The sequence below is a fragment of the Mesorhizobium sanjuanii genome, assembly GCF_002529485.1.
In the GTDB taxonomy this organism is placed as follows: Bacteria; Pseudomonadota; Alphaproteobacteria; order Rhizobiales; family Rhizobiaceae; genus Mesorhizobium; species Mesorhizobium sanjuanii.
Genome location: NZ_NWQG01000245.1, coordinates 1 through 17,426, shown reverse-complemented (window position 1 = coordinate 17,426; position 17,426 = coordinate 1). Strand labels below are relative to the sequence as shown.

The following is a 17,426-nucleotide window of genomic DNA, read 5'->3' as shown; positions in this document are numbered from 1 at the left end:
GATGGGCCGGCCGCCTTCCAGTAACAGCGCCAGCGCAATCACCAGCATCAGCGGAGCAAAGACCATGGCAGCCGCCGCAGCCAGGACGATGTCGATTGCACGCCTCGCGAACCCGTGGCTGGCTCTTGAGATGCCAGATCGGTGGAGAGAAAGGTCGAGAGCATTCATGCGGCGGTTCCTGCTTGGGCGCGACCGTTGACGGCGGCGGCAAGAGCCACCACGACCGCTTCGACGACAGGCGCAGTGATCTGGGGATGCAGCGGCAATGTCAGCTCGCGCTGAGCAAAGTCCTCTGTCCGCGGCAAATGGATTCCGGGGAAAAGCTCGCGATAGAGTGTCATCTCGTGGACGGGCGGATAGTGGACGGTGGTTTGTATCCCCTCCGTACGCAATGCGTCGACAACGTCCTGCCTGTTGACGTAGCGCGGCAAGAGGACAGGCATGATGTGGTAGGCCGATGTCCGTGGTTCATGGAACGGGATCGTCACGGCCGGGCAGTGCTTTGCCACGAGACGTCGATAGAGCATGACCAGGATACGCCTGATCTCGTTCCATTCCTGCAAGTTCTGCAACTGGACCAGTCCGATCGCGGCCCGCATTTCGTCCATGCGATAGTTGAAGCCGAGCATGGTGACATCATAGTGCGCCGTGCGGCTGTTCAGCCTCTGGTGGGTCCCTGAGGTCATCCCGTGTCCGCGGGCCTGGCGGATTTTCTCGAGCAGCTCGGGATCCCGGGCGATCACCGCCCCGCCTTCCGCCGTGGTCATGTTCTTGTTGCCGTAGAAGCTGAAGGCGGCCGCGGTGCCGTACGTTCCAACCTCTTTCAAGCCTGGAGCGTGCGCGGCATCCTCGATGATATGCAGCCCTCGGGACCGGGCGAACCTCTGCCATTCCTCCCGATTGGCCAGGTAGCCGGCGAAATGCACGAGAATGACCGCCTTTGTGCGTTCCGTGCACCGTGCCTCGGCTTCCGCGATCGACATCAATGGCACGTCGACCGACTCGATATCGACAAAGACCGGGGTCGCGCCGACATAGAGAACCGCGTTCGCCGTCGCCACGAAAGTCATCGATGGGACCAAGACCTCGTCGCCTGGTCCGATGCCGAGCGCGTGCAGGATGAGATGGAGCGCTGCGGTGCAGGAGCTGACCGCGACGCTGTCCTCCGCCTCGTGCGCCTTGGCGAAAGCCTCTTCGAAGGCCTTCACCTGCTCGCCCATCGTCAGCCAACTGCTGTCGATGACCTTGGACAAAGCTGTTTTCTCCGGCACACCCAAAATTGGGGCACTGACCAAGAGCATCATGACCTCCTAGATTTGTTGACTGCGGGACTGGGGCTCGGTGATTGCGTCACGCAGCCGTGGCAGTGACCTCGATCGAGGCCGACTGGTCTTCCCAGGAAATGGCTTGTGCACTCTGAAAGTCGTCGACACGCCCGATGTCGAGCCAGAGGCCATCGTGCTTGTACACGTGGACTGGCGTACCGTTCTGCATCATCTGCAGCATCAGGTCGTCGAACCCGAACGGTATGCCGGACGGAATGAACTGCAGAACATCCGGGTTCATGCAGTAGATCCCCATGCTGACCAGATGCGAAAGCGTCGGCTTCTCGCGGAAGACCTGCACGGTGTTGTCGACTTCGTCTATGACGCCGAAGTCCATCTTGTGCAGGCGGGAAGCCGTAGCGATCGTTACCGGGTCGTTGTGCTTGCGGTGCGCTGCCACAAAGCGACTGATGCTCAGATCGGTAAGAACATCGCCGTTGAGAACGATAAAGGGTTCGTTCAACTCATCCCTGATCAAGGAGAGCGGTCCGATGGTGCCGAGCGGCTCCATCTCCTGGGTATACCGGATCTTCAGATTCCACTGCGAGCCATCGCCGCAGACCGTGCGGATCAGATGCCCAAGATATCCGGTGGTGATGTAGACTTCCTGGATACCGTTACGTCGTAGCCATTTCAGCAGCATCTCGAGAACCGGCCGAGCACCGATTGGCATCAGCGGCTTCGGCAAGACTGATGTGAAGGGACGAAGGCGTGTCCCCATGCCACCACATTGAATCACCGCTTTCATTTGCTTCTCCCGTGTTCGTTAGGCCTGATCACCATTGTCATGAGCCGGCCACCCTACCCCTGTTCAGCACCCGGAAAGTCGCGCTCTTGTTTCCTCAAGAAGACCTGTGGGAAATCCCACAGACGCTTTGGTCCGGACATCATAGGTTGGATGGTAAGTGGCGGTCGGGGTGGATGTCGTCGTGCATTCGAATGGTAACGATCCAACCGTTCTGGTGTTCTATGCTTGGAGCTGTTCTGACGGGCGAAATCGGCGCTTCTCGAGGCACCTCTCGCAAGGTAGGCGGAGGGTGCTGCGGCCAGGGTTTGCTGGGCTCAGAACGGGTGTCTGATAGGGGCAGGTGGTCCTGTTAACGGCAGCTCAAAAAAAAAGAAGCGTTTTCCGTTATCTAGGATTATATTAGCAATCTGGCGTCTGTGGTGTGGGGCACTGCTGGCGTTGACTGGATGAATCGACGAGCGGATGGGCACTCTTTCAAGTCCATCGCCGTTCGATCCGTTCAGAGTGCGTTGGGGTAGTTCAAAATGTATCGAATCGTTATAGCCGACGATCATGGCTTGTATCGTCGTGGCCTGCGGTTGGCGTTGACCGCAGGTATTCCTGGTGTCGAGATTTTTGAGGCGTCGTGTTTCGATGCCGTGCTCAGCCTGTTGGCCGAGCAAGCTTTCGTCGATCTTGCCGTTCTCGACCTGAATATGCCGGGATTGTTCAATCAGGAAGTGCTAAGCGGCATTCTGTCGGCTTATCCGGATACGCGATTTGCGATCGTTTCCGGGAATGATTCACGCTCGGAAATACTGACAGCTCTTTCGATCGGGCTTCACGGTTATATCGTAAAGTCGCAGAAAGATGAGGAGGTCGTGCTGGCCGTCAATGAAATCCTTGCGGGCCGCATCTACGTCCCCGCACTTCTGTCACGCCCGGGTACCGGGCAACCAACTCTCACACCTGTGCCCACGGAGCCAATCCAGCCCCGACGTACCACCAGCGCCAATCTTGGCAGGTTGACTTCGAGGCAACAGGAAGTGCTCAAGCTGATGGCGGAAGGATATTCGAACAAGGAAATTGCGCGCGATCTGGAAATTGCCGAGGCGACGACCAAAATCCATGCCGCTGCGGTGCTGCGTGAGCTTGGGGTGCGGAATCGGACAGAAGCTGCCGTTTTGCTGAAGACTTGGCTTACAAAGAATGCCAACTAAGGCGCGCCCTTATTGGACGCGCAAAGGACGCCCGGATCTCCAAAATCCACGTTTTTAAGCACCCTGGAAATCGCTTCCGGGCCGATGCGTTAAAGGGCCGATTTCCTTGCGCGACAGCTTTAGCGAATACCGCAGCCCGTGATCCGACATTTCCAGCTTGGGGGAATGACCGACAAGCGGCGCCCCATCGACTCCGAGTATCATCGAACCGAAACCGTGACGGACAACATTTGAAGTTCGCCGCCGCCCCGACTCCAGCCATTCGAAGACGACGTCACTGCCGGCGTCCTCGGATGCCCAATTTACCTCGATCCGGCCTTCTGAATCGCCAAGTGCTCCATGTTTCATGGAATTGGTCGTGAGCTCGTGCACAATCATCGCAAAACTCTCGGCGGCGCCTCCCGACATGGAGACGGAAGGACCGCTCACCCCTATGTCACGTGTTCCCATATACGGTTGCAATTCCTGAACGACGAGATCGTGGAGCATCGCCGACTGGTTCCCCTTTGCTGAAAGGAGCAGATGCGTTGCCTCAAGCGCACGAATCCGGTCGATCAGCGTCTGCTTGTATTTGGCGATATTGTTGTCGGGAACATTGACCATGTTTACGAGCGCGGTGATCACCGGGAACAGGTTGCTGAATCTATGGCGTTGCTCAAGCATGATGCGCTCCCGCTTCTTTGCCGCGGCGCGCAGCAGTGTGGTTTGCCGTCGCTCGGTCAGGTCTGCGGCCACTCCAAGCCGCTGCGGGTGATTATCGTGTTTATCCTCCCTTCCGCGCAGAGCTACCCAGCGGATATGTCCGTCTGGCCGCCGGACGCGTATTTCAACGTCGTAGTTCGTGACCGGCCCGAGCTTTCTCGATGCTGCCAGCTTCGGCCAGTCCGCCGGATGAATGACGGCTGCCAATTCCTCCAAGGGGCGGCTGGCGGCTGGGGGCAGGCCGAGAATGTCCCAGAACGTGGCCGACCCTGTGACGATCCCCTCCTTGAGGTCGATCCGCCACGTGGCCAAGCGTCCGGCGGACAAGGCAAGATCCAGCCACTCTTTTTGGGCCCGGAGCGCTTCGTCTGCGGCTTGTCGCTCAGAAATATCGTCGACCACGACAAAGATGCTCTCGGGGAGGACCCCATCGGGCACGGATGACGACAGGGTCAGCCGGGCCCAGAATGCCGTGCCATCTTTTCTTAAGAGACGGACCTCCGAACCGAACGAGGCAGCGTCCTTGCCAAGGCCTGCCAACAATCGTGCCAGGGCGTCGCGATCATCTGGATGGACGAGTGTGTTGAGCTGCAACCGGGCGAGCTCTTCCTCCTTGTAGCCTGTCATATCACACAGACGTCTGTTGGACTGTAGAAGCTCGCCTTTCTCGTTTGTGTTTGCGAATCCCATGGCGGCACGTTCGAAGGCCCAGCGGTAGCGGCTCCCGGTTGCTTCGACGGCAGCCAGTCTGGCGTCTGCAACCTCATGCAAATCTTTTCGCAGCCGATGGAACGTTATGGCGATCACCCCGCCCGAGACCAGGAGCAGGATAGCGCGCGCCCAATCGTCGTTGGAAATCTGATCCAGCCCCCGCGCCCACAGGCCGACAGCTAGCATCAGAATCGTCGCCGCAAGCGTTGGGGCGCGGTCTTCAAGATAAGCAATTATAATAATAGCCGGAATAAATTCCAGAAAACTCGCGCTTTCTCCAATAGATGCTGACGTTTTTATTGCAAATGTCAGTGTAACTGACAGTACCAACAGAGACACAAGATGAGTCAGCATTCTGCCTGGCGGGCTCGAATTTGACCGAGGCGGACGCGATTTCATAGGCATAGACTACAACCTTCGGACTAGTCCGTCGAGACTAGAGCAAGAAACGTACAACCTAGTACGACTGCCGGATTGCCACATCCCTATCGTGGAGCGCATTTTATCAAGGGCGGGGGGAGCATGACTTCGGTCAGAACTCCTCAGAAGATACAGAGTTTCTAAATGGCGGGCGACATTTTTGTCAACTGCCATGCAGGAAACTGTTTTGTAAATCCCGAGTAGATTACTTCGGGCTGGCGAAACTTTTGGCAGGGGGTTAAAAAATGACACTGGTTGATAGGCATACCGAGGCCGCTAGCGGTCGATACATTGTGATGAGGACTAAGTATGACCGCGAGGCGAATGCGAGGCGGCCATCCTATACTTTTCCCTCGGATCGCGCATCAAATCGATCGGACGCAGAGGTCGGCGAGGCAAAGGTACGCAGTCTGGAATCCATCACGGGGATGCTTGATCGCATCGGCTGCGGCTATCTCATCCTGAACCGCGAACGAAAAGTCGTCGAATGGAACGCAGCCGCTCAAACCACGTTGGAGCGTCAGGGCGAAGCGGCTGAAACGGCAGGCGAGCTCTCGGCCGCTCTAAGGCGTCTGATCGCGAATGTTCCGGCCAATTTCGTGCCGGGCTCACTGTCGTGGGTTGTGATCCGCAGCGCGGGCGACAGGCCGGTGATATTGAACGAGACGGGGGCAATAGCACCTGACGGTACGAGCATCGTGGCGCTGCTCGACCGTGAGAGCAGGTCCGGGCCAAATCCGCACACACTTCAAAAGATGTTTGGCCTGACAGGCGCGGAAACGAACCTCGCTTTGCGCTTGGCCCAGGGCGATGCGCCCTTGGAGATCGCCCGCAGCTGGCGGCTCAGCCGCACCACCATTCGTTCCCAGCTTGCCTCGCTCTTCGCCAAGACCGAAACGAAACGTCAGGCTGAATTGGTCGCTCTTCTTGGGCGCATCTCGGTTCTGCCGTAAGAGCGCGGTTTTGAGCCCGTCGCCGGGCGGTGTCATCCGCCCGGCGACGAAGGCAATCGCACTCAGAACCGTTTTCAACATAGCTGAGCAGCTTATGGCGCCAATGCGCCCGGCCTCATAAGCCGGCGTACGATTTCAGCGGACGTAAACTCGGGATCCCGCGGAATTCGCCAGAGTCGAAACGAATTCGAAGGGCGACAATTCGAAAGGCCGACAAGTTGGACAATGATCCATACAACAAATCCACCCGATCGCAATCGGATCGCTCCGTGATGGGCTTGGCCCGCAAGGGTCCAATCGTTGTCACCGGCGCGGCCGGCTTCATCGGGTTTCACGTGGCCTTGCGGCTTCTGCATCTCGGTGTGGAAGTCGTGGGTGTCGATAATTTCACACCCTACTATGATCCAAGGCTCAAGGAAGCGCGATTTGCGCGTCTCTGTGCCGAACCGGGGTTCATTCCTTTGCGAATGGATCTGGCGGACCAGGCGCGCGTAAAGTCGCTTTTTTCAGAGTTTCGGCCGTCACACTTTGTGCATCTGGCGGCTCAGGCTGGCGTGCGTTATTCGCTTGTTGACCCGCACGCCTATGTGCAGTCGAATATCGTGGCATTTCTCAATGTGCTGGAAGGCTGCCGGCACGTCGGCGCCAGCCACCTCGTCTACGCCTCTTCGAGCTCCGTCTATGGCGCTAATCGGACGATACCTTTTTCCGAACACCATGGCGCCGACCATCCCGTCAGCTTCTATGCCGCAACCAAGCGTTCAAACGAATTCATGGCGCATTCCTACAGCCATCTGTTCGGCCTGCCCGCGACGGGACTGCGCTTCTTCACCGTTTACGGCCCCTGGGGCCGACCCGACATGGCGGTCTACATATTCACGCGGGCCATCATCGAGGGGAAGACAATCGAAGTGGCCAATGCCGGACGTGTCTGGCGGGACTTCACCTATATCGACGACATCGTCGAGGGCGTGGTTCGAACACTCGCCTCGCCGCCAAGCGCCGATCCGAATTGGAATGCTCATACCGCTGATCCGGCTACAAGTTCCGCGCCACATCGCGTCTACAACATTGGCAACGACCGGCCCGAGGAGATCAACCGACTGATTTCGATCATCGAAGCAGCCCTTGGCCGTCGTGCACTGCGCAAGGATGTGCCTTTGCCACCCGGCGACGTTCTGGAGACTCGCGCCGACGTCAGCGACCTTCGCGATGCCGTCGGTTTCGCACCGGCAACAACGCTCGAGGACGGCGTGCATCGTTTTGTCGAATGGTATCGACAGTTTCATGAAACCGATGCTGAGCCGCGCACCCAGCAACCGATCCTGATGCATGTGTGAGTAGCATCGGTCGCGTCCGTCGAGACGCGGCGATGCCCGAGCGCAGCGAATACGAAATTGAAATCAAAGCCCCCGCCGGCCGCAGCTTCAGAGCTGCCACGCCGGCGGGGGTTTTTCAGCTGAGATCTGACCAGAGCATGATGCCGAAAAGTGTGAAGCGGTTTTCGGACGACATCATGCTCTATCTCTTTGATTTAGAGCCGGATGATTTCAGGTCGACTTGACCTGAAATCATCCGGCTCTAGCGATCGTTCCCAGAGTGGACGTCCAGGTCACGCTCGGCCTCGGCCTCCGTTCGGAGGATCTGCTGCCCTCAATTCTGAGCCGCGGTCCAATCCCCCCGAAGCCGGCCAACGGCCTGCTTGAACATCCTTTGAATGGGCTTTGTCGTAAAACCCCTGCAACTGCTTGGAGCCTGATGTCAGTGTAAGAACCAGTATCGCAGCTGGCGGTTAACGGTGCCCGTTTTGAGCGAGATCAGCGCAAAGAGCAGCCCCGGCATGATTTTCAATCGTTTGCTGATAAAGATCGCCATGACCACATTCCAAACAGCCAGGGCAAGTGCCAGACCCACCGCAGCGCCCAGTGGGCCGTAGAGCTCGATCCCCACCGCACAGCCCAGGACGCCGGCGGCCGCGCCGATGATCATGGCTACAGCCGCCGCCCATTCGTTGCCGGTCATCGTCAACAAGTTCAGTTGCGGTCCGCAGAACGCGACAACGACATATCCACACATCAGGATCCGCGCGATGGGCGCTCCTGTGCTGAAATCGTCGCCGAACCAGCTCATGAGAGGTCTGACGATAACTACCAGCGGGATGGCCATCGCCAAGGCGCCGCCGGCCGATAGTATCGAGGCGCGTGAAAATAGCTGCTGCAGACCCTTGCGGTCGCCTTGGGCATGCAGGGCCGCCGCCGCGGGCGAAAACATCACCCCGACGGCAGCCACGGAAAGGCCCACAAGCAAGGCGACGTTCAGTCCCAGGGCGAAGATTCCGGCATCCTTGATATGACCTGTCCAGCCCAGGACCATGACGCCGGCGCGGTTGATGAAAACGTCAAGCCCGGCCATCAGCATGATCGGCGGAACCACGGCCCACCACTCTTGCGACGCGTCGCAGGGGTCGGTTTGCCGCAACCCGATCGGCTGAAACCGTGTCGCGAGGATATACACCAGCGCGACTGTAATGCCCGAGCTGATCAATACCGTCTTCATCACCAAGGTGGCGTCAAGGGTCCACGATCCCGACAAGGCCGCCAGTCCGAGCATTGTCAACAATAGACCGTCGCGCACGATTCGTTCCGGCAAAAGGGCCGAGACACCGCCGCCGAAAGAACGAACAAGTGTCGCCCCCAAGGCGTAAGCGGTGACCAGCGGCACTGCCGCCATGCCCAGAAGTTGGCTGATTTCAAGTTCCTTGTGGGAAGGATCTGAAAAGAAAAAGATCAAGGCCGCGCCTGTGATGCCGAACAGGGTTGCTGCTGCCAGCGCTCTTTGCAGGGCGAACCTGATTACGCCGTGCGCCAGGTCAAGCCGCCCTTTGGCCCTGTAGGCCGACACGAAGCGCAATAGCGATATGTTGAAACCAAGTGTTGCAAGGTAGGCAAGCACTGAGGTCCAGGACAGGACGTAGGAATAGATGCCATAGCTGGTGGAACCGACGAGGCGTGCAATCAACAATTGCGCCAGGCTGGTCAATCCTGCGCCACCGACATAGATCATCAGAGCAAAGATGGTGGCATAACCCAAGCTTCGGCCCATGTCCTGGTTGGGGCGCGAAACGGCATCTGCCGCGGCAAGAGAGATAGCAGGAGTTCGCGCCGTCTTCACCTCTCCATAGTCATCGACACTGGCCTCGAACACCTCACCATCCTGGCTGCCCTGGACCGCAGGTCGACCTCCGGCTTGCAGAATTTTTGAGATTATCTTCTGCTCGACACACTCGATGCCCTCCAACGAGGACCGATCATCGAGGGTGTTGATCGGAATGATTTGTCGGTCGGATCCTGCCAGAATGTCATTAATGCTTTGAAATAGCCCAAAAGCGCGCATGCTCGTGTCGAAATCCGCTTCGAAAATTCGCTCCCCTGGCGCCTCATGCTTCATCCGCTGCTGCAAGCGCGTCTCCACGATCGAGCGTGGCGCAACAACTCTGAGCGTGAAATCAGCGGTAGGCGCGAGGCTGAGGGCCTTTGCGAGGGCGGCCTTGTCCACGGTTCCATTGAACATTGCCAGTGATGCAACCGCCTGGACATAGCCCTGATCGAATATGATCACGTCTCTGGATTGCTTCGCCTCATCCCAGCGGCGCGAGAGTTTCAATATGTGCTGCCAGAGCCGAGCCCGCCATATTCGTTTTTTTGGCGGGATCATTCTTGTCATGGAAAGGGACGTCGAAAGGTCTTTGATTCTGCCTCTTGGAGAGAGCAATATTTTCAATGTTGAGAAAATTGCCGACAAGATCCTGAAAATGGCCAGAAAGATTCCAAGATCGACGCTCGACCCCCTCTCGCGAGGCGCGTGATTGGGGGCGACCCTGGCGTTGTACCCCTGCCCGCGCAGCCGCCGCGCAAGGGCGTGAGCAAAGGTGCTCTTGCCGGATCCAGGTGGTCCGAAGAGTTCAATAATCATGGGACAAATCCGATCGTGGCGATATCCGCGCGATTTCTGCGACTATCATTGCCTGGAAGTCGCGTGTGACGCTCACGACACTCTCTCGAGCAAGAGATCAGCGCTGTCACCGAAATGATAGCCGGCGTGCTTCTGGAGATCGACCTGCGTGAGCACGCTCCCGACAGGAACCGAAGTCGACGCATCGCTTGCAAGCGGCTCCAGAACACCGCGCGCGATGCTGCGTCGTGTCTTGCCCCAATGGATGGCGAAAAGAACAGCGTCAGCCCAGCTTGTCAGAAGCCCGGCCTCTGGTCCCGCAAGTCCCAGTGGTCCATTTATGATGACGACGCTATAGATCGACTGTAGCTCATCCGTGAACAGGGAACTGTCGGCCGTAGACAGCAGCGCCAGCAGATCCTCCGATGGCGCCAGAGCCATGAAGTCGATCCCGATCTCAGGCATTGCGACGGTTGCATCGTGCAAGGCACAGCGGTCACTCACATAGTCTCCGAAGAAATTGTGTGGCTTGTGCGCTGTGAACTCGTCCAGGAACTCGTTCGTGAGACGCGCGCCCGTGCCGTCAAGGTCGAGGAAAAGCACTCTGCCTCCCAGTCGGGTGGCTGCCAAGGCCAGGCTCCATGCAAGCTCGGTCTTGCCATCATCCTGTACGCTGGAAGTGACGAGAAGGACATGCGATGAGCGGTTCCTGGCCGGCTTGGGCGCTGCGGCGACAAGCAGGGACGTTATGGCGCGGCTGTATCTGGACTTCTGCTGGGCCAAAACCAGCTGCTGCAGCCGCTTAGCATGCATTGTGGGAGCTTGAGGTATCAACCCCAGGCAAGGAACCCCGAGCGCTGCTTCAGCTTCGGCCACGCCGCGCAAAGTCTGATCGAGGCGGTTGCGAAGAACGACAAAGACTCCGCCTATGAGGCCAAACAAGACCATGCCGGGCGGGATAAGGAAAATTGGCGACAACGTCCTTGGATTCGTCGGCGGCCATGCGGCTGAAAGGACCGACACTCCGGCCGAGGGCGATGCAATGCGCTGTTTCAACTCCTGCTGTTGCGTCAGGAGCTGATTGTATCGCTGCGTCAGGATGCTGACCTGCGGCTCAAGCGCACGCAGCCCGGACAGCCGGCCGGCTGTATCGGCCGCGACCGCATCGAGCACGTTCTTGCGTGTCTCCAGAGTCTTGATCTGGGTACGGTAGATCTCCGCTTCCGCGGCGATACGGGCAGTGCCTCGTTCTATCTCGAGGTTGATCGCATTGGTCAGATCATCATTGGCCGTGCCGCTGTCCTGGCGTACCGCCAGGTCGGCCAGCACCTGTGACCCCATGGCTTCGGCGAGTGCGGAGACCGACGCCCCTTGCTTTTGCAGATCCTGAATATTTTGAAGACGAGCTTCCGAGGCTGACAAATCCGCCCTCGACAAGGAAATCTGCTGACTGAGATCGGCCGTCTCCCTGGCGGCGCTGTCCGCGGCGCCTTGATCAACAGCGCCATGACTCAGCCGATACTTCTCAAGGCGATCGGTCGCTTCCGCCAGATCGCTTTGCACTCCAGGCAAGGCGGCAACGATCGAGGCGAGTTCCAGCTTGTCCGATGCCTGATGTCTGGTTGCGAGATCGTCGATGTACAATTGGGCGAAGGTATTAGCCACCATGGCCGCGCGCGTCGGATCGTTGTCGGTGAAGCCGACCGTGATCACTCTCGATCGCAGTTCCTGCCCAACCCTCAAGTCCTTTCGCAACGCCTTCAGTTCAGCCGCATCCAGGTCCTCCGGTTTGCTCTGCGGCCAAATTCTGCTGAACAGACCACTTGCAAAAGAGTGCGAATTCGATTGGCCGCCGTTAACGGGGTCGGGGCGAGCATCGCCGGTTCCGGAATCACTTTGTGCAACAGTGCCGTCAGCCTCCATCTTGCGTAATGCCGCCGCCACGCGACGCAGATGCCCTTGCGACGTGAGCGTGGTTATATTGTCGTCAATGGTGGCATCCAGCATCCCCGCATCCGTGCCGTTAGGCCCGATCCTGCCGGGAGCATCTAGAATGATTTGCGTGGTCGCCTCGAACTCGACAGAGCGAGCAAGACCCGCGAGTCCGGCCAAAACACCGCCCAGGACGACCATGCCCAGCAGGAACCATTTTCGTCTCGCGATGGTCGTGAGAAGTTGATGTAAGGGGTTCTCCGTGTCGACCTGCTCGCGCAGCGGCTGCCTCATACGTGGCTTGGTATCACGCGCGCCTAGATGCATTTCAGTCGCACGCGGAAGTTGAATGCGGCTGACTATGGAACCTTCCATCTTACACTCCTGCCAGTTCGAAAATGCGAGAAAGATCCTTTGCAGGCGCCGACGGGCGAGTGGCCTCGTTGCGCCACGCCTGGAACATCAATGCCGCCCACAAATCACGAGAATGGTCTTGCCTGCCGTCCATGTGATCTCGCCAGCAGGTCTCGACCTTTGTGAAATCGAAGATACCGTCTCCGGAGAGCCGCATATCGGCGATAAGATCGTTGGCCCAGATGCGCAGCGGCCCTCTCAGCCACGCGGCTATAGGAACGTCGAAGCCATGTTTTGGCCGATCGATCAGCCGCTCCGGAACATAGCGATGCAGCAATTGACGAAGGATCCATTTGCCTCTGCCGTGGCGAACCATCACATCCGCCGGCAGGCGCCAGGCGAATTCGACAACCCGATGATCGAGAAGCGGGCATCGTCCCTCGAGGCTGTTGGCCATGCTGGCGCGGTCCAGCTTCACCAGTATGTCGCCAGGCAGATAGCCAACCATGTCGTCGTACAGGAGACGCGACAGCAGGCCATCAAGCGGTGGCGTGCCATTGATCGATATAGGTGGTCTGTGGTGGGTGAGGTTCTCGGTCGATGATCCCGTTAGCCGCTGATACAGCTCATCCTCATCCGCCGCTGAGAGCAGCCGAGCCAAGCGATCCAGCCGGTCGCTGCGCAGTGCATGCCGGGCATGGGCCGAAAGCGGCAGCTTGCTGACGAGATCGTGACGGGCCGCACGAGCAAGCAATCCAATACCTGTCGCAAGTGCCTGACGCATCGGCAACGGCAGTCCATGCTGCCGGTTCACTCGGGCCGCCATGAGGTGGCGGGCGTAACCGGCAAAGCATTCGTCGCCACCGTCGCCCGACAAAGCCACCGTGACGTGCTGGCGAGCCAGCCGCGCAACGAGCAGAGTTGGTATCTGCGATTCGTCGGCGAACGGCTCGTCCCAGGTCTGTGGCAGTTCTGGGATGATGTCGCGAGCGGAGGCAGGCGAAAGATGAAGTTCCGTATGGTCGGTGCCCAGATGCCGGGCGACCTCTGCGGCGTGGGGCGCCTCATCGAACCCGCCTTCTCCAAATGCGATCGTGAACGTGCGCACAGGTTTTGAGGACTGAGCCTGCATCAGGGCCACAACAGCCGAGCTGTCGACGCCGCCGGACAGGAAGCCGCCCAGCGGCACATCGGCGACCATGCGTTGCCGGACGGCAAGTCTCAGCAGATCGTCGAGTTCATTTGTTAGTTCTTCGTCGGTGCCGGCGATTGGTTCCAGCCGACCTTTCTCTGCGACCTCGGCCAGCGACCACCACTGTCGGATGCGGTCCGAAAGGGACTCAGCACTGCGTGCCTTAGCGAAATCTGCAGCCGTCAGAGACAGAACCGAGCCGGGAGGCAGCTTGAACACGCCCTGCCAGATGCAACTGTTGTCCGGTACCCATCCCCTCGACAGCATCGCCGCCGCCGCATCGAGATTAAGCTCCTGACGGAAATCTGGAAAACGGTTGATTGCCTTCAATTCGGAGGCAAAAACCAGTGCCTCGCGTGTTGAGGCAATATAGAGCGGCTTTTTGCCCATTCGGTCGCGGGCAATATGAAGGGTCCTCGTCTTCCTGTCCCACAATCCAAACGCGAACATGCCGGCAAAGCGCTTGAGTGCGGTATCGAGCCCCCAATTCTCGATCGCGCACAGCATGACTTCGGTATCGCTGCTGCCGCGGAAACGATGGCCCTCGCCTTCAAGTTCGCGGCGCAAATCGTGAAAATTGTATATCTCGCCATTAAAGGTGATGACGTATCGGTCGCCGTCCGAAAGCATCGGCTGGTGTCCCGCCTCCGACAGATCGACGATGGCCAAGCGCCTGTGTCCGAAGGCAATGCCGGCTTCACGATCTGTCCAGAAGCCTTCGCCATCGGGCCCGCGATGGCGCAGCGCCGTCGTCATCTGCACTATTGCCCTCAGTGGCTTCGCACTGGTTGCATTAGGTGCAAGAAGAATTCCGGCAATCCCACACATCCCCGTTACCCCGCGTAGCTATAAGTTCGATTGGGGGCCACTGAAGCTGCTCGTGACGTTGAAACTGTTCGCGACGTTCCGACAACAAGGCATAGGGTGACCGCAAACCACACGATCGGGTGTCGGACGATCAGGTGCGGAAACCCATAAAAAAGGATCGACAACATCAACGCCAACAGGGCATCGGCCTTCGCACGCCAAGCGGCCAGGGTGGCTGAGCCAAGGATCCAGACCAGGGCCAGGACCGCAATCAAACCACCTTGAGTATACGTATCGAGATAAGTGCTGTGGGCCTCGAAAGGTTCGCGTCGAAACTGCTTATAGACCGCGAGCGGGCGGTCCACATGCGGGCCGGGTCCAAGGCCCAGAGACCCTGAAGTCACGCCCTTATGCAATGCATCGTTCCAGAGGATGAAGCGAAGTTCAGCAGTCTCCGTCGTCTCCTCGCCGCCCCCACCGCGGCTGAGGCTCTTGGCGATATCTTCGACGTTGCCAAACTCCGTGACAACGTAGGGTGCCATCGACATCCCGAGCGGAAGAAAGCCGATCGCCAACAGAAGACTCACCTGGCGGAAAACGGTGACTTTGTTGCCGGAAACGAACCATGTCCGAACACGCAACCCAAGAAATATCAGGAGGGTAAGGATGCTTGTAAGAAGAAAGGTATCACTCTTTGTCAGCTTCCCGACAAGGAAGATCAGACCAACGCTGCTTAACGCATATACCCGCGCCCATAGATTGCTGGTGGTCGTTGCAAGATACAAAGCCAGCGGACTAAAGAGCGCACAATAGAGCGCCAGTTGGTTCGGATTTTCGGACCAGCCGACGAAGCGATCCCAGAACCATGGGTCGACACCGGCTTGGTGAATAACCCCCCACCCGAGCGCCAACTGAAAGAGAAAGCACGCATCCGCTATGCCGATCACCCACCAGGCGGTGCGACGTAGATGTAGTTCGGCTTCGGGCTCGGCTGCGGAGAGGCAGGTGACGCAGGCCAACAGCACATAGGCTGTCATATCGTGGACAGGCGCCGCAAGCAGTTCAACCGAGGTCAATAAGCCAGTGATGAGACCGACCCCCCAGGCAAAGGTCATGATCACCCAGAAGGTCACAAGTTGGTACAGGGCCGGCGTGGCCTCCAGGCGACCACCCATGATTATGCGGCCGATCGACAGCATGATCCAAAGCGACAGCAGCAATTCGGTATATCCGAAAGGCATCCCTGGAATGCTGAGCTGCGCGGCATAGGCCATCGCAATGCCGCCGGCCAGCAACGCGTCCCGGATCATTGGCGTACCCCACCCAATCCCGGATCCGCGGCATTCTCTTCGAGCAAGATCGGGGGCACAGGTCGAGCCGGAGCGCCGTGGGGTTTGGCGCCAAGGACATCCTTGTACAGATCGCAATACTGGTCGACCACCCAGGGCAGCGAGAACTGCTCCCGGACAAGCTCGACGGAACGACCGCCCATGAGCTTTCCGCGCTCGCGGTCGGAAAGGACGTCTATTATTCGAGACGCCAGGTCATCGGCATCGTGCGGCGGGACGAGATAGCCGTTCCATCCGTCTTTAACCACGTCGTTGCAGCCAGGCATTCTCGACGCGACGATGGGCAACCCTGCCAGTCCTGCCTCCAGCAGGACGCGCGGGATCCCCTCCCGATATTCCGTGGGAAAGGCGAACATATCGGCCATGCCGAGAAGGGCGGGAACATCGCGGCGCGGACCCAAGGCGATGGCATTGGGAGCACAGCGATCGATCTCCGCTTTATCGACGGCAAATGGGCCCTCGGATTCCCAAGGGCCGACGAGCACGAAACGCGCATTGGGCCTTTTGGACAGGATCTGTGGGATTGCTTTGAGAAGTGTCGGTATACCCTTCTGGCGGGTCAGCCGACCGACAAAAATGACGACTTCGGCGGACTGGTCGAGCCCGAGCTCTTCACGCATTTTCATCGCCGGCGGGGCAAGATGCCTTGCCATGGCGAACGCATCGACATCGATTCCTGAACTGCGGATGAGCCGCCCGCTGTCGCGTCGGATCAACCTGCAGCGCTCAAAGAAGGCCTGATCATCTCGATTTTGGAACACTGTCGCTGCAGTCCAGAAGGAGACAAGCCATTGCAATCCGCAAAAGACTGGACGCAGAGCCAGAGCGCGCGGCTCCAGCGATGAGAATGTCCAGCCCAGGCCATTGATCGTGCGGATGACTGGAAACCGTCCGCGCACCGCAAGCGGCGTCAGCAGGTTCGGTTTGGTGTCGAAGCTTTGGACAACGTCCGGCTGGAGTTCCGACATCAATTTTCTAATCGTTCTGACAGTGCCCCATTGTCCACCGCCACTGGAAAATCGGTCGAAACCGTATTGTCGATGCGGAATGCCATGCCGCGAAAACGCGGCGTCACTGCCGCTCGATACCGCAGTGACCCGAAAACCCTTTTCGCGCAACGACATCAGGAACGGGATCCTCAAGGCATGATCCTCGCCCCCGACACATACGAGATGCGGATTCATCCTCCCTCCCCTGACCCTGCGCCATACCCCAATAGCGGGCAGTGGCCGGCTTTCGATTCTGCTTTCATGCTCTTGGTTCGCCATTTGTGCGCATATGTCGCCAAGGTCACGGTAGGGGCAGGCTGGTCTACTGTCCTCGTCTGTTTAGATGAGGCAAATCGGTTTGGATCGCGTCGCGGCATCACACTTCGGCAAGCCTTGGCGTGGATCAACTGGCCGAGTTGGGAAACTCACCGCTTGACGCGCTTGCAACAACCGTGTGGCTGGTCTTTGCAACGCATATTCTGTCGCGCGTGGCGACGCGTGGGAGGAACCACTTCGCGAGCTTCCGCTGGTGAGGGCAATCAAAAACCGCGCTTCGACAATCATACCGCTGCCGGTGCCCCGGCATTCGCTCAAATCGAATCTCGATTCGCCGGCTGAACCTATGCACCGTCGGTAACTTCAGCTGAGACCGAGCGGGAGCCAGTATCTGCCATCTACGTCCACAACAAATTCAGTCGCGATGGTGAGGATGCAATCAGGTGCACACCCTGCTTTAATCTCTGCCGACTTTGCCGGCAGTCCGACAGATTTCGCGCAAACACTAACAATGAATT

Annotated in this window: 12 protein-coding genes; 4 read left to right on the top strand and 8 right to left on the bottom strand. The window is 58.6% G+C overall.

Features of this window, described 5'->3' with window-relative positions; translation table 11 throughout:
* Window positions 1-164: 164 nt before the first annotated feature.
* A complete protein-coding gene (locus CN311_RS29025; protein WP_097577050.1) occupies window positions 165-1,301 on the bottom strand; it encodes a DegT/DnrJ/EryC1/StrS family aminotransferase in 1,137 nt (378 codons plus the stop codon).
* A gap of 49 nt (window positions 1,302-1,350) precedes the next feature.
* The gene (locus CN311_RS29020) at window positions 1,351-2,073 is read right to left on the bottom strand and encodes a nucleotidyltransferase family protein (RefSeq protein ID WP_006334404.1); all 723 of its coding nucleotides are present in this window, start codon (window positions 2,071-2,073) and stop codon (window positions 1,351-1,353) included.
* A 524-nt stretch (window positions 2,074-2,597) separates the two neighbouring features.
* On the opposite strand from CN311_RS29020, the gene CN311_RS29015 reads away from it, so the two are divergent.
* Window positions 2,598-3,272: a LuxR C-terminal-related transcriptional regulator gene (locus tag CN311_RS29015; protein ID WP_097577048.1), complete on the top strand. Its 675-nt coding sequence runs from the start codon at window positions 2,598-2,600 to the stop codon at window positions 3,270-3,272.
* 54 nt (window positions 3,273-3,326) lie between these two features.
* Here the strand turns inward: CN311_RS29015 and CN311_RS29010 are convergent, their stop codons facing one another.
* Window positions 3,327-5,039 carry a PAS domain S-box protein gene (locus tag CN311_RS29010; protein WP_097577047.1) on the bottom strand — a complete coding sequence of 571 codons (1,713 nt, stop codon included), beginning with the start codon at window positions 5,037-5,039 and terminating at the stop codon, window positions 3,327-3,329.
* A gap of 311 nt (window positions 5,040-5,350) precedes the next feature.
* On the opposite strand from CN311_RS29010, the gene CN311_RS29005 reads away from it, so the two are divergent.
* The 3 genes from CN311_RS29005 (at window position 5,351) to CN311_RS28995 (ending at window position 7,622) form a co-directional block, all read left to right on the top strand.
* On the top strand, window positions 5,351-6,058 hold the full coding sequence (locus tag CN311_RS29005) for a helix-turn-helix transcriptional regulator (RefSeq protein WP_097577046.1): 708 nt from the start codon (window positions 5,351-5,353) through the stop codon (window positions 6,056-6,058).
* 272 nt (window positions 6,059-6,330) lie between these two features.
* Window positions 6,331-7,398 carry an NAD-dependent epimerase/dehydratase family protein gene (locus tag CN311_RS29000; protein ID WP_097577049.1) on the top strand — a complete coding sequence of 356 codons (1,068 nt, stop codon included), beginning with the start codon at window positions 6,331-6,333 and terminating at the stop codon, window positions 7,396-7,398.
* Window positions 7,399-7,430: 32 nt separating this feature from the next.
* Window positions 7,431-7,622, top strand: a complete 192-nt coding sequence (locus CN311_RS28995; RefSeq protein WP_097577045.1) for a hypothetical protein — start codon at window positions 7,431-7,433, stop codon at window positions 7,620-7,622.
* Window positions 7,623-7,819: 197 nt separating this feature from the next.
* On the opposite strand, the gene CN311_RS28990 is transcribed toward CN311_RS28995, so the two are convergent.
* The 5 genes from CN311_RS28990 to CN311_RS28970 all read right to left on the bottom strand — a co-directional run bounded on the left by CN311_RS28990 (window position 7,820) and on the right by CN311_RS28970 (window position 16,827).
* Window positions 7,820-10,030, bottom strand: coding sequence for a lipopolysaccharide biosynthesis protein (locus CN311_RS28990; RefSeq protein ID WP_097577044.1), 2,211 nt, complete (start codon window positions 10,028-10,030; stop codon window positions 7,820-7,822).
* Between the two features lie 72 nt (window positions 10,031-10,102).
* Window positions 10,103-12,316 carry a GumC family protein gene (locus tag CN311_RS28985; protein ID WP_097577043.1) on the bottom strand — a complete coding sequence of 738 codons (2,214 nt, stop codon included), beginning with the start codon at window positions 12,314-12,316 and terminating at the stop codon, window positions 10,103-10,105.
* A 1-nt stretch (window position 12,317) separates the two neighbouring features.
* A complete protein-coding gene (gene asnB / locus CN311_RS28980) occupies window positions 12,318-14,315 on the bottom strand; it encodes an asparagine synthase (glutamine-hydrolyzing) (protein WP_097577042.1) in 1,998 nt (665 codons plus the stop codon).
* A gap of 5 nt (window positions 14,316-14,320) precedes the next feature.
* Entirely contained in the window at window positions 14,321-15,604 is a 1,284-nt protein-coding gene (locus tag CN311_RS28975) for an O-antigen ligase family protein (RefSeq protein ID WP_097577041.1), read from the bottom strand.
* Window positions 15,601-16,827, bottom strand: a complete 1,227-nt coding sequence (locus CN311_RS28970) for a glycosyltransferase family 4 protein (RefSeq protein ID WP_097577040.1) — start codon at window positions 16,825-16,827, stop codon at window positions 15,601-15,603. The genes CN311_RS28975 and CN311_RS28970 overlap by 4 nt, the downstream gene beginning before the upstream one ends.
* Window positions 16,828-17,426 lie beyond the last annotated feature (599 nt).